The following is a 15,023-nucleotide window of genomic DNA, read 5'->3' on the forward strand; positions in this document are numbered from 1 at the left end:
ACAACAACTCAAATCAAAATCGGCAACGGAAACGCTCAGCTCGACGGCACCTCGAGCCCGACCGCCCGCTGGGAGGCCGCGACCTGTTCGCAATCGGCAGGAATGATGCCCCCGAGTTCCCCGCTCGCGAGCTCGAAGCATCCCTCCACGAACGCGTTCGCTGCGTTCGACAGCGTCGAGCTTTGGTTGAGGCCCACGGTCATGGCGCGGTAGGTGATGCGGCCGAGCTTGTAGCGTCCGATCCCTTTCACCGTCACGCCGCGATGTGTCCCGCCCTCGGCGATGAGGTAGGCGAATTTGTTCAGGATGCCGCTGTTGAAATGCACGCAGCCGTTGTCCTGGTAGGCCGTAGATCCGCACTGCTTGTCGTCGGGCGACAGCACGTCCGCGTAGTGGTCGGGCTGGCCGCGGTTCGCGAGCGAGAAGCGCGCCGTCCGGTCGAACATGGAGCGATTGTTCCCGTCCTTGAGGTTCGGGTCGGCCATGCTGCGCAGCGGTGAGGTGATGGAGAAGCCGGGAGAAGCCTCGCCGATCAGCCAATTGCCGCCGTCACCCTTGGCATCGAACTCGATCAGCGCACCAAAGATATCCGCAAGCGACTCGTTCACCGCGCCGGGCTCGTTGAGATAGAGCAGGTTCTTTTCATGCGCGATGATGCCGTGTGTCATCTCGTGGGCGACGATATCGAGCGCATCCGCATACCCAGGCCCGTAGACCATGACGTTGGCCTTTGGACAGTCGTAGGATTTGGACGTGCACCAGTAGGCGTTCTGCGTCCGGCCATGGCGCACATAGGCTTCGAGCGGTGAGCCGCCCTGGCCCGCGTTGTCGTCAAAACCGTCGCGTCCGAACGTGAGGAAGAAATAATCACGTACGATGCCGGCGTTGCGGAACGCGGTGAGCGCTTCGGGTGCGAGCTTTTCCGCGCGCGTCCGCTTCTCCTCGTCGATCCCCATCGTGCCGGGGAAGGCCGTCATCTGGCCGAGATCGAAGATCCGCCGCAGCATGCCGGATGGCTGGTCACGATAGTAATAGAACGCCTCGCCGGTGTTCGCGTCGATGAAGATGCGGAAGTTGTCGATGGAGATCATCCACGCGAGGCGCGTCGCTCCGCCCTTGGTTTTGCCGACGAGCGCAGGATCGAACACGAGCAGGTCCGGCTTCTTCACCTCGGCCTTTTCAGCGTTCGGGGCCAAAGGGAAAGCCCGCGAAGCGTCCGGCGCGCTGCGCAGAACTTCGGCGAGCTTGGCGCGCGCCGCTGCGATCGCTTCGCCTTCCGCGATCTTCGGTTTGGTGTCGTCGAGCGCCACGTTCGAAATCGTGCCGCTGAACTTCGTGACGCCGAGCGAGGTGTCCACGTTGAGCTTGGCGGTCGATCCGAAGACTGGGACGCCGTCCACACGCTGCTCGACCTCCGCCACGTAGCGGTTCGGGAAGTCGGGATCCTTGCGGCGTCCCACGTATTCGGGCTTCGCGCTCTTGTTCTTCTTCGGGAAGAGGGAGCTCAAGCCGCCGGTTCCGAAATAGGATTCGACCGCGCGCTTGGTTTCTTCCTCGGTCTGCTCGCGAGGCGCTTCCGCGGCGCCGATCGAAGGTGAGCCCGCGCCGGGTTGCGGTGAAAGCCCCATGACCGTGTTTGGCAGTCCCGTCGCCGGATTGATGGTCACGCGCAGGTTCGGGTGCGTCTTGCGTAGTTCTTCGACGGCACGCTGGACTTCGGCTTTCGTTTCCTGCGCTTCCGCACTAGTCGGAGTGGTGCTCGACGAAGGAGCAGCACCCGGTGAAGTCGTAACGAGAGGCGTTGCGGCCTCGCCGTTCGATGGTGCGGCGGGCGTCGCCGCGTTGTCCGCGACCGTCACCCCAGTGCTGATCATACGGCGGCATTTGGTGATGGGTTCCGGCTGCGATTCCGCGACCGCATACATCTCGGGCGGTGTCGCCAGCCCCGTAGCCGCGACCGCGGTGCCGAACGGCGTCGCCGCGTCCGACCACAGGAACTCCATAGTCGCGAGATCGGTCCGATCGCTTCCACCGAGCTTGCGCGAGTCCTTGGGTGACAGCGCGCCGTGCCCGCTGCCGTTGAGGTCGATCTGCGGCCAGAAGCATTCGTTGTCGTCGATGACGCCGTCCCCGTTGAGATCCTCGGTGAAGGCCGTGTTCGCCGTTGCCGCACTCGAAAGCGTCGCCACTTGACGTGAGAACGCGGCGAGGTCGCTCGGCCCAACAACGCCGTCGCCATCGAGATCCGCAAGCAGACGGACCGATTGCGGCGCGACTTGTGCCACCGCGTCGAGTGCGTCGATCATTGGGGCACGTGTGATGCCGGTAGGTGGCGCCGTTGCGCTGGCTTCCAGTACCTTTGCGATTTCGGCGGGCTTTTTGTCAGGTGCCAGTTCGAACAGGATCGCAGCCAGCGCTGCGACGTGTGGCGCCGCCTGCGATGTGCCGCTGCAAACGCCGAACGGCAGCTTGTCGGCCGCAAGCGTGCTCATGATGTCGACACCGGGCGCGGCCACATGACCGCCGAGGTTGGAGAACTCGGCGCGCGTGCCGTCTCGATCCACGGCTTCGACGACCAGGATATTCGGCGGGCTCTCGCCTGTCGCAGAGTCCTGCGTGCCGGCCCACGCGAAGGGCGAGGCCCACTTGGCTTCGATCGGCGTGGCGCGATCCTCGGAATCGTTGCCGGCGGCCACGACGAACAGCACGTGGTCCTGCACCCGGCTCGCCATCAGCCGGATCAGGTTGGCCTGATGCATGATGTGCAGCGCGAGGCCCGGAACCTCTTCCGGATTGTCGTCGCCGAGCAAGTTGCTGGCCACGAAATTGTAGCCGAGGCTGATGTTGATGACGCGCAAGCCGTCGGGCGTCATGAGGTTGGCGTAGACATAGTCGAGCGTCTTCGCGAGCACGTCGTCGAACAGGAGCGCGTGCACCTGCCAGCCTTCGTCCACGCCCACATGCCCCGAGTCGCCGACGATGGTGTCGTCGACCGCGATTGCGTCCATGCGGGCGTCCGGTACGATGCCGTCGATGCCCGGTTGGTCGCCGCCGCGTGCGCCGATGATGCCCGCCACGTGCATGCCATGGTGCGTGCCGCAGCCCGCCGAGTGGTAGACGAGCGGCTTCACGTTCTCCATCGATGCGAACGGCACGGCCGGGTTGGCTGCGAAGCCGCCGTCGATGATGCCGATCTTCGGCCTCTGGGCGTCCGGGTGCGCTTTGCGATAATTCTCGAGAATGGTCCAAACCGGCGGCATGCGAATGGCCTTGAGGCCCCAGTTGCCGTCTTCGCCGTCACCTGCGTTCCAGCGCCAGCTGAAGACATCACTTCCGACCGTGATCGTCGCGCCCTTGCTCTTGGGCAGGTGCTTGGCCTCCATCGTCGAGTTGACGAATGCGCCATCGACGACCTTCTCCTTGCGAAGATCGCGGATAAGAGGCGGTTCGAGCACGTTCTGCAGCTGGGCCTTGCTGTCCTGCGCCGTGGCTCCCGGCGCCGATTGCACAGGCGTCGGTGCGCCGTCCACCTCCACCGTGATCACGCCGAGCGGCGCAATCATCTTGGTGATCTTGAGGTTGTATTTCTTGAGCAGTGCTTCGATGTCCCTGTCGGTCGCGGTTGGGCTGAGCTGGATCACGTAGCTGTTCGGCTTTGCGACGGGCACCTTGCGGTCACCAGCCGGCTCTGGACGGCCGGAGGGTGTGCGGGAACGCTGCGGAAACATCGTCCGGAACAGGGACGGATGCCGTGTGGATCCGGCTTCGGCACCGGCTTCAGCAAAGGCCCCCTTGGGCACGCGGGACTCGGCCTCGCCGCTGCCCACGAACGATGAGAACAGAGAGGAGAAACTCTCGCCCCAAGTCATGTCAGAACGCTTGGCCTTGGGATCGCTCTCCTTCTTCGAGGCGCCCGGGTCGACATAGATGAAGTCGTCTTTCTTCTGGCCGAACGGCGCGGGCTTCGGTGCCTGTTTCTTCGGCGCGAACTTCTCCTCGAGCGTTCGCTGCAACTTGTCGTACTGCGACGGCGGCAACTGCGCCTGCACTGTCGAAGCGAACGGCACGGTGAGAGCCATGAGCATCGCCATGGCGTAAGCTGGCGTATGTCTCGGCATTGGTGAGCTCCTAACTCAAATCAACAAATGCAAATCAAGGCAGCGGTCACGGGCCGGTCGCCCATTTCCACCATGAGTACCAATTGTCTTTGGCCGAACCCCACCAACCCTTCTCTTGCGGAGTGGGGGCCGGCGCGGGAGGTGGCGACGGGGCAGGTGCAGGTTCCGGCTTCGGCGCGGGAGCGGGCTCCGGCTGCGGTGTCGGAGCAGGCGCCGGGCTCGGTTCCGGAGTCGGTGCGGGCGTTGGTGCGGGTTCCGGTTGCGGCTCGGGTGCCGGGGCAGGAGTTGGCTCCGGTTGCGGTGCAGGTGTCGGTTCGGGTTGCGGCTGAGGCGCGGGTTCCGGCGCCGGCGTAGGCTCGGGAGCCGGAGTCGGCGTAGGAGTGGGTGTCGGGGTAGGAGCCGGAGTTGGCGACGGTGTTGGCGTCGGTTGGGGTTGAGGAGCAGGCGTCGGCGGCGTTTGCGGCGCACCGATTTCGAGGCCTGCGTCGACCATCAGATTGCCGTTGGCATCGATGCCCGGATCGAACCCCTTCGCGCGGCGCAGTGCGGCGATCAGCGACGGGAACGTCGGCACGTACACCTGCATGGTCTTGTCGCCGGCTTTGATGCGCTGGCGCACCTGCAAATGCAGATGCAGGCTCGTGGACACGGTGCCACCCATGTAGCGCGAGACCTTACCCAGCACCTGACCTTGCTTGACCTTGGCCCCCGTCTTCACGGTGATCGATTTCGGGTGCATGTGAAGATAGTAGAAGTCGGTGCCGTCGTTCGTCTTGAGCTGCACCGTCGTGTTCGACGTGACGTTGACGATCTGTCCGTCCGCGACCGCTACGACTTCCCAATAATTATCTTTGTAGCTCGGCGGACGGATGTCCTGTCCCTGATGGCCAGCGCCGCCCGGACACAGCGGCATCTCCCAGCCGCGCACCTCGCAGTAGTTGTCGCGCTGTTTCATCGGATCGTAGTTGCGCGGATCGCTGTCGCTGCCCCCGGCCGCGCCCTTGCCGTTCCAGCCGCCGCCGCCATACCCCCAGATCTGGGAATTCATGTGCGGGAACTGCCCCTCGCCGAGCTTCAACGGGAAGATGATGTTCGGCATGTAGACATAGCGATCGGCCCGGCCGCGGCCCTTGTCGCGGTCGAAGAGTTCGCCGGGCGGATAATAGGCAAAGCCGGCCTTGGCGGGATCGTTAGTTGTGCCGCCGCCCGTCGCGGGCGGTTCCGTCGGCGTGGGAGGTGTCGTAGGGCCTTCGCCGGTCGAGGGATTGGTGGGAGGCGTGGTCGGCGTGCCGTCGGGAGGAAGAAGGCTGCACCGCGCGAGGTGAACGAGGCTGCCGTCGGCGTTGCGCGCAGTGCACCCGCGATCGGCGCCAGAGCTGGGAGAACCGGGACGTGCGGTCATGCCCGGCCCCGCAAGGCTGTGCACGAGTGCGTAGGTCGCGAGGTCGCGCCCAAACAGGGAAGGTGCGGCCGCGGCTACGGCCGCCGAATGATCCTGGGCCGGCACTTGCGCCGGATGCACGAACAGGATGCTTGCGGCCAACGGAATGGCGCACAACGCGATTCCACGAGCTATCCTCACGCCACGTCCCCCGTACCCGTTGCAACTTCAGTGTGCACTTGGATCTGACCGAATAGTGCCGAAAGTGTGAAACCCATTCAACGCGTGCACCGATTTCGAAATCCCCCTAAGGGGTTGCGTCGGTGGGCAATAAGGACTCGAGCATCTGCCGCGCCTCCGGCGACAGGCGATCCGGCGGCAGATCGGCTGACAAAACACGGCGGATCGCGGCTTGAACATTTGCTGGCGCCGCTTCCGGTGAGGCCGCAAGTGCTTGCGGTCCGCCGAGCCCCGGCGCGGCGGAGAAGAGCCCGCCCCAATCGATGCCGATCGATGGTTTCGCCCAATCGCCCGAGATGCGGATGGGGATCGGGAACGCCGTCGGCGGTGGGATCGCCTTGACGCGGATTTCCTGATTGAGCCGCTTGTTCGGCACGTTCACGGTACCTGCCGAATTGATTTCGACCTCGGAGCCGCCCATTTCGAAGCCGGGCTGGCTGCGCATGATGCCCTTCTTGATATCGTACTGTGCATCGAGCCGTTCGAAGCCGGTCTTCATGGCGAGATCGAACTTCCAGCTCTTCCACCACTCGAAGATCATGCGGCGCACGTCGAAGCCGCGCAGTGCACCCTGCGCCATGCGGAAGCGCGCCTTGCCGTCGAGCGTCGAGGTAAGCTGGGCCTGGTTCTGGCCAGCGGCCGTGGCCGTGATCTCGACATTGGACTTGCCGGAGAGCAGCGGCTTGCCGGTGAGCTCGGTCACGACGGGTTCCGCGGCCACGTCCGTGAGCGTCAGCGCAACGGCCGCGCGCGGCGGAGAGGCCTTGCTGTCGATGGTGACGGTGCCGACAGCCTTTCCATCCGCAACTGAAAGCTCTTCGATGTTGGCATCGAGAGTCCCGTCCGCAATGGTCGCCTTCACACGCCCCTGTTTGAGATCCAGCGCGCCGTAAGTGATCGTGGCTGCGTTGAGGATCACATCGAGGTCGAAAGAGCGGAGCGCCTTGAGATTGAACGGCTGCTCGCTCCATCCAGAGGTGGCTGCGGCGGTAGGCGCCGCGCTCGGTTCGGCTTGTGCCGCGGCCGCCGGACCTTTCTCAAGCGTGTCGAGGTCCTTAAGCAGTTGATCCCAGCTCGGCGTAATCAGCGGTTCGAAATCCTCTTGCGGCGAAGGCGCTAGCGCGGCTCGCTGTGACGAGCCGGAAATCCGCCCGAGATCGATGTGCTCGCTCGAAATGGTTCCGGCAAACTTTGGACGGTCGCCGCCGAGGTCGAGCTTGCCGTCGACCCGGCCGCTTGTCGTGTTGACCATCACATCGGTCTCGGTGAACGTGACGTCCTGTGTCGTCGCAGCGATCTTGCCTTCGAGCGAGCTCCTCAGCGGCTCGCCGGAAGGCGCTGCATCGGATCCGAGCCAGTACGCGAGATCCATCAGCGAGGGCGACGAGGCCGTGACATCGCCCTTGAACTCCGCGAGGGCGGAAAATACCGCGTCACCCTCGACCGACGCCTTGAGCGGACGGGCATCCATGCTGGCTATGAGCCGTGACGAGTTCCCGGCCAGCATTGCGTCAAAATCCGAGAGGGCGACATCGAAAACGACCGTCTCGCCGCCCGCGGACAGGTTGCCTTTGGAGGCCATAGCACCTGAAATCAGATCCAGCGTATGCACGGAGTTGATCTTGCTGGCGGCGCGCTTGGCACCGGTCTTTGCGCTTTGGAACGTGAGTGAGCCGTCGGTGACGTTCGTCACAGGCGGAAGGTTGAATGCCGCCGGCGTTGCCGCAGGAGCTTCAGCGGGTGCGGCGCCGGCCGCCACTGGGGCGGGCTGCGTTCCGAACACCCAGTTGCGCGTGCCCGTTGCATCTTCCTCCAGCGCGATCTCGGGTTTCACGAGATCGAGGCTGTCCATCCGCACGCGGCCCTTGAGCAGCGGCAAGAGATCCACGCGGGTCTTGATGGTCTCGACACGGAGGACGTCGCGGGCCGGCATCCCGACGGGATTGGAAACCGCGACCTGATCGAATTCGACGTCCAGCTTCGGCCGCAGGCGCAGCCGCATGTCGCCGATCGTGATGGTGCGCCCGATCGATTGGCCGACGCTTTTCGCGATTTGATCCTTGATGAGGCCGGTCGGCGGGAATGCGACGAGCAAGGCCACGGAGACCAGCGCTCCGATCAGGAGCAGCCGGAACACCCTCCAAGCTGTGCTGCCCTTTGCGCGCGCCCCCTGCGCCGCGAGCGTTCCAGGATCAGATGCCATGCGGGTCTCCACGCAACACGTTTGCCCACGATCACGCCAAACACGGCCGATCCGCTTTTTGGCGAACGGCGCGTCGGTGTCTCGTGGCGCTCCCCCCGGGGAGCGTGGCATGCATGCGGAATACTATCTGGCGCGCCGCCGTTCAACCGGCGGCACACCTTATCCGCGCTTGTGCGGAGGGGCGTTGCCCGAGAGCGACTCTTTGCACGCAGTTCTTGATTGCGACTAGGAGCGCCGGATAGATTTCGGCCTCAATGCGAGGCTCTAATGACCGGACGCCGATCAGGCGTGCCGGAAACTAGTCATGCAAAACAAGGGTGTGGCGAATGTCGCGTGAAGATGAGTGCTCTCGCATCGCGTGGATGCGTCTCGCGGCGCTGGCCGCCTTCGCTGCCACGGCATCGCCGCTTTGGGCCGCCGACAAGCTGATTGCGGTCCAGTGGACAGATCCTGAAATCAAGAGCTTCGTCAGCGCGGCAGCCGCGAACCCTCCGCGTTCGCTTGGTCCTCAGGCTGACGATCAGCTCGGCAAACTGAAATTGCCGGTGCTGGCTTTCGAAGCCACGCCGGGCGTTGCCGAGAACACGTTCCGCCTCGGACCGCGCCCGGCGACGGAGCGTGACGTGGTGATGGATGAGGAAAATCCGGTCTGGTACCAGATCGTCGAACGCTACGGCGATGTGACGGTCTCGGTTTCGGCTGACCTTCGGGTCCAGCATGAGTTCAAGGCCGACAGCTTCCCCGTCTATCCGACGCAGCCCGCTGGTGCCGCGCCACAGGCCGGTCCTGCGGTCTCTGTGTTCGACGATCGTAACGAGGGCGGCGAGGAAGGACTTCTCGCGGAATACACCATCACCCGGTTCGGCGTGCCCTACACCGTGACGGTCGAGTGCACGGACGAGGCCAAGTCTCAGTGCCGTGACACCACGCAGATCTCGAAGGACAGCGAGATGCTGAAGCTGATCCGGGCAGCGCCGCCGCCTGCGCCGTAGTGGTTACACCGACAGGTTGCCGCTGATCGCGATCCGTCCGCCTTTGGGCGGCTCGGCGGACGCGAGATCCGGTCCGTTCGGTTCGCCGTGATCCATGGCGCGGATCGCGCCATCGCGGGCGCCCGAGATCATATTCTGGCTGACGAGACAGGCACCCGCCGCCGGATCGGACGAGATAAGGATACCGACGCCGGACGACCGGATGAGATTGCCCGTGATGGCAACATCACGCAGATAGGCGCCCCATCCGGCGATGATACCCGCCGTCGGCGCGCCTTCGATGACATTGCTTGTCACTGCGGCGTCCGCCTCGACGCTGATCCCGACGCCGCGCTTGTCGACCGGCTCCTGCTCACGCCGGAACAGGTCGCGCACGAGGTTGCCCTGTACGACCGCGAGCCGCCCACCTTCGTTGAAGTTCGTGACGGCGATGCCACTGGCTGCACCCTCGACGAGGTTGCTGGCAATCAGCGCGCCCTCGAAGGCGAACTCCGCATAGAGCGCCACTTCGCCTATCGTCCGGCACGCGTTGCCGATTATCTGAATGTTCCTGGCGGCATTGCCGCGAACGGCCGAATAGGCGCAATCGGAGATGCGATTTCCGGACACCAGCACGCCGCCCGCACGAAATACATTGATGCCGTTGCCGTTCTGGCCACTACCGCCGCTCTTGGCGGCGATGCGCTCGATCCGGTTCGCGGAGACAATGCTGCCGTCCTCGCCCGGCGCGCTGCGCCAGATTTGGATGCCGTTATTGGCGCAGTCGGTAACCTGGTTATGCGAAATGGTGAGCCCTGTTGCGTCAAGGCTCAACAGGCCGGCTTGCGAGAAATCGTGCACCCAGCAATCCGCAACTGAGCCCGACGAACGCGACAGCGAAATGCCATTGAGAAGTCCACGCCGGACCTCGAGATCGCAAAGAGAAAACCCATCGCAATCGTCGAGCTGGATCAGTCCGGTCGCGCGTGTGGCGTCGATGCCAAGGCCGTTGCCGTCCAGCACGAGGCTTTCGAGACGAATTCCCTTCGCGTCCTTGGCTGTAAGGAACGTGCCGCCACCGGAGAACTCGAGCACCGTCTGGCGCGAGGCGCCAATCAGGCGGGTGTTAGCCCGGAGCGCCAGCGCGCCAACGCGGAAGGTTCCGGCCGCAAGCGTCAACGGCACGCCGCGCTCAGCCGCTTGATCGATGGCCGCTTGCAATTCGGCCGTCTGATCCCGCGTTTCATCGGGCAGAAGCACGAATGGGGACTGGCCCTGTTCGCGCGGCTGATCACGCGGTCCGGCCGCGACGGCGGCCGTCGCCAATCCGGTCGTTGCCAGTCCTGTCGTGAGAAGTGTGCGGCGGTCGAGGTGCATGGACGCGGGCTCCAGCCCGCATCATGCCTGAAGCGGGTTAATGGACCTTAACGTGTCGCCGCGAGGGCGGAGGCCGTCCAAGGCAGGTCCGGATGATCTCGAGACCGCCGATCAGGGCCGTGCCCCAGTCGAACCGCATCTCCTTGGGGTCGCTTTTTGACTTGAGAAGTGCCGGCTGAATGACTTGAGGAATGTGGAAGAAGCCGACGGCATCCGGCTCCTCGATCTGCTCGGCAAAGAGGAGGGATTTGTAGAGCACCGTATTGCACAGATAGGCGCCTGCATCCTCCGACACGACGGACGGGACTTTGATGGCGGCAAGCCGTTCCTTGATGTCGGTGGCGGGAAGACGGGCGGAGATCCTGGTTGGCCCGCCAGGCACGACAACGTCATCGTGCGGGAACGCGCCAATGGCATCTTCGGCGGATTTCCGCGTGTTGCGTGCGACGGTTTCGATCACATAGCAGGTTGCGTTCGGAGAGACGCCGAAATGCAGGACCAATTTGGGCCGCTCCCGCTCGTAGAGCGTCTGAAGGCGTGAGGGCGCGCGTTCCCACTCCGTCGGAAGAATTCTGGCCACGACACGATGCGCGCTGAAGCGGCGTGCTGCCAGATGCGCGAGCTTTGCAACAAAACGCTCGCTAGCGTTTTCGGTGACGCCAGGGAAGGGACCGAAGCCCGTCAGAAGAATGGTATCTCGCCGCCGCATCACCCTCGAGTGATAGCCGTTTGAAATGTCCAATGAAAGGTTTTGGCCTTTGCGAATTCGTTGATCTCTATTGGGATCGGAACTACCCTCCGATCCGCTTTCGGTGGCCGCCTGCGACACGTGGGAACGCGACGGCGATCCTTCAATGGTGCGCCACTGCCGGGAATTTCTGGGGAGGCGGCTTTGCACAAATTGGGAGTTCTAGCTGTTTGTCTAGCGGCAGCGTTCGTTACGTCGTGCGGGGAAGCGCCCAAGCAAAGTAGCGCGCCTCCGGCTCCTGCACCGCAGGCCGAACCTCCGTCATCGGGCAGTCCGCCTGTAACAGACGCAGCACCTGAAGATTCGTTCCCTCCACCTGCGGGCAGCCCGCCACCGCAAGACAGCGCGGCAGAAGCCGAAAAGGACGGTGCGCGTCACTACGAGGCCGAGCCGCCCGACACTCTGAGCAAGCCGCGGGCCCCGAAAATGAGCGCTCCGCGCTCGGCCGCTCCGCCACCGGACGCTGAAGCGCCCGGCGCGGGTGCACCCGAACCGGTCGGCAGCGGAGCACCGCCTCCGGCGGCCGCAGATGGCGCGCCACCGCCAGAGCCTGCCGCAGCCCCGCCCCCCACGGACGCGCCGAAAAAGGCGCAGGGTGAGTGGGACATCGTTCCAGTGTACTACGGAACAGATCGCGCCCAGAAGCCGAACGAGCAGCGCCTCGATTACGGTAGCGAGCGAGGCCGCCGTCTCGAGCTTGGGCGCGCGCTCGTCACAGTCCCAAAGGCGCACAAGGTGCCGTCCATCGAGCGCCCATGGACCATCAAGGTTTTCAACGTCACGCTCTACGAAGAGGCGGAGGATCCAAACCGCCACTTCACGATGGACGAGATCAAGTCACTTTCGGAGGAAGAGTTTCTCAATCTTGTCCGCGAGCGGCTTGCCCAATCGGCCCGCTACAAGGACCACGCCTTTATCTTTGTTCACGGCTACAACACGAGCTTCGACTACGCGATCTACCGAACGGCGCAGATCTCCTATGACCTGAAGTTCGATGGGGCTGCTTTTGCCTACAGCTGGCCATCCGGCGGTGGCCTCGCGAGCTACACCTATGACCGGGAAAGCTCGGGCCAGTCTGAGCCGTACCTTAAGGATTTCATGGAGCTCGTGATCAACAAGACCGGCGCAAAGTCCGTCAGCGTGATCGCGCACAGCATGGGCAACCAGCCGACACTGCAGGTGTTGAAGGATCTACGCCGCTCCAAGCCCGAAGGCGTTCAGATCAGCCAGATCATACTGGCCGCACCCGACGTCGATCGCGACAACTTCGAAAACATCGCGCGCGATATCCAGGGACTGGCGAGCGGTGTGACGCTCTATGCCGCGGGCAATGACCGCGCCCTTCGCGTGTCGCGGAACTTCTACGGCGGCATCCCGCGCGCGGGCGACGTACCGGCCGCCGGTCCGCTCGTGCTGCCCGGCATCGACACCATCGACGTCTCCGCCGCGAGCACGGACAGCCTTGGGCTCAACCACTCGGGATACGCAGAGAACAACGCCCTGCTGTCCGATATCGCGGCCTTGATCGGAAGCGGAACGCGTCCGCCGAAGCTGCGCACACCGACGCTCGAGGAAGTGACGACCGACCGCGGTCTTTACTGGCGCTACCCGGACGCGCATCCCTAAGCGTTCGTTAACTCTGCTTTGCGACAGTCGCTAGGAGGCGGTGCGGGTCGCAGAGTGGGAGTAGCGTGATGCGTTGCGTTGGAGTCGTCCTGTTCGCGGGCGCTAGCCTCTTGTTTGCTCTCGCGCCTGTCGCTTTCGCTGGCGATGATGCCGCCGTTCAGGTCAGCGAAGCCAAGCCTTCGCAAGACGACTATTACACCCGCCGCGCCAAAAGCATCCTCGACGCCGAAAAGAGCAGTGCGCAGAAGCCGCATCCGCTCGCCGCGCAATATCCGGGAATGGACGTCGTCGTTTGCGAAGCCGGATGCCCCGAGGGTAACGGCGCGCATATCGTTTTCATTCGGAAGACGTTTGTCGCGACCCAAGCGGCCGAGATGCGGACCGAAGGCATGCTGCAGCCGACGTCCGGCAGCGATCTCCCGGGCGACCCATCAACTGAGGTTGCGTGCGTGGCGGGGTGCTATGACCGCACGGCCAGCGTAGAGCCGCCGCCGCTCGCCGCGGCCTCCGTGGGGAGCTGGAACACGACAGTTGCGCCTGCTCCGGCAGCGGCGATTGTGCGCGATAAACTTTCGCCGATCCGTTGATCTTCTGCCCTAGTGTCCCGATTCCGAAGTTCGCCAGATCTCGCGGCTAGGTACCAAGTGAACTTCGGAATCAACGAGACGCTAGCCTGCGAGCGCGCTGCGGAGTTTGTCCGCGTTGGCAGCCAGCACGGCCGGATCTTCCATCTTGCCCGAGTGCGGTTTGAGCGGCACGCCGTCGAACCGCGGCACGACATGAAAATGAAGGTGGAATACGCTCTGTCCGCCGGCCGGCTCGTTGTACTGGAAGATGCTGACCCCGTCGGCCTCGAACGCGCTCTTAACGGCGCGTGCGACCTGCTGCACGACCGGTAGCAACCTCGACAGCATAGCAGTGTCCGCATCGAGCAGATTGCGGGAGGCGGCTTTCGGAACAACCAGGGCGTGGCCAGGACCCTGAGGCATGACATCCATGAACACGATCATGTCCTCGTTCTCGAGAACCTTGTGTGCAGGGATCTCGCCGCGCAGGATCTTTGCGAACACGTTGTTGGTGTCATAGGCCATTGCGCCGTGCCCTCGAGTTCTGTGAAAGCTGCCCCTCTAAGAGCATCCTCACACCCGATCCGCAAGCCCTCGCAGCTTCCCTTTTCGGCCGGCTAGTCCATGGGGCCACGCTTGAATGGCCCGTGCTCGCGCAGAAGCATGTTGATTTCGGAAATTTCCGCCCGTTCCTCCGTGAGGTATCGCGCGACAGCCGCTTCCAGCCGCGGGTCCGCCAGCCAATGCAGGGAATAGGTCGTCTCCGGCAGGTAGCCGCGCGCGAGCTTGTGCTCGCCCTGCGCGCCCGCTTCGACACGGGAAAGCCCGTGCGCGATGGCGTAGTCGATGGCCTGATAGTAGCAGAGCTCGAAATGTAAAAACGGATGGTGCTCCACCGCGCCCCAGTAGCGGCCGAACAGGCAGTCGCCGCCGATCAGGTTGAGCGCACCGGCAACGAGCGTCTCTTCGCGTCGCGCGAAGACCAGAAGACAGCGATCGGCCAGCCTCTGCCCGAGGAGCGAGAAGAAGGTCCGATTGAGGTAGGGGCGTCCCCACTTGCGCGAACCGGTGTCCATATAGAAATCGAAGAACGCGTCCCAGTGCGTTTCGGTGATCTCAACGCCGCTGACTGAGAAAATCTCGAGTCCCACCTGGGCCTCGCCACGCTCCTTGCGGATCGCCTTGCGTTTGCGCGAGGCCAACGTTGCGAGGAAATCGTCGAACGTCCGGTAGCCCTCGTTGCGCCAATGGAATTGCTGTCCCGTGCGCTGCAGAAACCCCTCGGCTCCGAGGCGCTTCCATTCGCTCTCGGTGAGGAATGTGACATGCACCGATGACGCGCCCACGCGACCCGCCACGGCAACTGCAGCCCGTGCGAGAAGCTTTTCCGCTTCCTCCGCGTTCGGGCCGGGACGGGTGAGAAATCGTCTCCCCGGAACGGGTGTGAACGGCACAGCCGCCTGCAGCTTCGGATAGTATTCTCCGCCGACGCGATGCAGAGCTTCCGCCCAGGCGTGATCGAAGACGTATTCGCCCTGGCTGTGGGTCTTGGCGTAGAGCGGCATGACGCCGGCGACCTCACCTCCAGGCTGTTCGAGCACGAGGTGCTGCGGATGCCAGCCCGTTCCGGGCCCGACCGTTCCTGCTTCTTCCAATGCCTGAAGAAACGCGTAGCTGACAAAGGGATCGTAGGTCGCAGCATCGGGATTGGCGCACGCGTCCCATGCGTCCGCGCCGATCCCTTCGATGCGCGGTACCACCTTGATGACCATCTGCTCGGCGTCGCCCAGCCT

The 15,023-nt window shown here is 64.0% G+C and carries 10 protein-coding genes; 3 read left to right on the forward strand and 7 right to left on the reverse strand.

The window, feature by feature from the left end; genetic code table 11:
* Positions 1 to 35: 35 nt before the first annotated feature.
* From VHO05_RS01275 to VHO05_RS01285, 3 genes are all read right to left on the reverse strand, one after another.
* Positions 36 to 4,118, reverse strand: coding sequence for a M4 family metallopeptidase (locus tag VHO05_RS01275; protein ID WP_329644798.1), 4,083 nt, complete (start codon positions 4,116 to 4,118; stop codon positions 36 to 38).
* A gap of 46 nt (positions 4,119 to 4,164) precedes the next feature.
* A complete protein-coding gene (locus VHO05_RS01280) occupies positions 4,165 to 5,700 on the reverse strand; it encodes a M23 family metallopeptidase (RefSeq protein WP_329644799.1) in 1,536 nt (511 codons plus the stop codon).
* 106 nt (positions 5,701 to 5,806) lie between these two features.
* Entirely contained in the window at positions 5,807 to 7,942 is a 2,136-nt protein-coding gene (locus VHO05_RS01285; protein ID WP_329644800.1) for an AsmA family protein, read from the reverse strand.
* Positions 7,943 to 8,268: 326 nt separating this feature from the next.
* Here VHO05_RS01285 and VHO05_RS01290 point away from each other — a divergent pair, with 326 nt between their 5' ends.
* Positions 8,269 to 8,934, forward strand: coding sequence for a hypothetical protein (locus tag VHO05_RS01290; RefSeq protein WP_329644801.1), 666 nt, complete (start codon positions 8,269 to 8,271; stop codon positions 8,932 to 8,934).
* Between the two features lie 3 nt (positions 8,935 to 8,937).
* Here the strand turns inward: VHO05_RS01290 and VHO05_RS01295 are convergent, their stop codons facing one another.
* Positions 8,938 to 10,290, reverse strand: coding sequence for a TIGR03808 family TAT-translocated repetitive protein (locus VHO05_RS01295; protein WP_329644802.1), 1,353 nt, complete (start codon positions 10,288 to 10,290; stop codon positions 8,938 to 8,940).
* A gap of 37 nt (positions 10,291 to 10,327) precedes the next feature.
* Positions 10,328 to 10,999: a pyroglutamyl-peptidase I gene (locus tag VHO05_RS01300; protein ID WP_329644803.1), complete on the reverse strand. Its 672-nt coding sequence runs from the start codon at positions 10,997 to 10,999 to the stop codon at positions 10,328 to 10,330.
* A gap of 465 nt (positions 11,000 to 11,464) precedes the next feature.
* On the opposite strand from VHO05_RS01300, the gene VHO05_RS01305 reads away from it, so the two are divergent.
* Both VHO05_RS01305 and VHO05_RS01310 read left to right on the forward strand, forming a co-directional pair.
* Complete coding sequence (locus VHO05_RS01305) at positions 11,465 to 12,664, forward strand: alpha/beta hydrolase (RefSeq protein ID WP_329644804.1); 1,200 nt, start codon at positions 11,465 to 11,467, stop codon at positions 12,662 to 12,664.
* A gap of 68 nt (positions 12,665 to 12,732) precedes the next feature.
* Positions 12,733 to 13,251, forward strand: coding sequence for a hypothetical protein (locus VHO05_RS01310; protein WP_329644805.1), 519 nt, complete (start codon positions 12,733 to 12,735; stop codon positions 13,249 to 13,251).
* 81 nt (positions 13,252 to 13,332) lie between these two features.
* Here the strand turns inward: VHO05_RS01310 and VHO05_RS01315 are convergent, their stop codons facing one another.
* Together VHO05_RS01315 and VHO05_RS01320 are read right to left on the reverse strand one after the other, a co-directional pair.
* Positions 13,333 to 13,755, reverse strand: coding sequence for an HIT family protein (locus VHO05_RS01315; protein WP_329644806.1), 423 nt, complete (start codon positions 13,753 to 13,755; stop codon positions 13,333 to 13,335).
* A gap of 92 nt (positions 13,756 to 13,847) precedes the next feature.
* The gene (locus tag VHO05_RS01320; protein WP_329644807.1) at positions 13,848 to 15,002 is read right to left on the reverse strand and encodes a GNAT family N-acetyltransferase; all 1,155 of its coding nucleotides are present in this window, start codon (positions 15,000 to 15,002) and stop codon (positions 13,848 to 13,850) included.
* Positions 15,003 to 15,023: the final 21 nt, after the last annotated feature.

It is taken from the genome of Hyphomicrobium sp., from assembly GCF_036262015.1.
Taxonomy (GTDB): Bacteria; Pseudomonadota; Alphaproteobacteria; order Rhizobiales; family Hyphomicrobiaceae; genus Hyphomicrobium_C.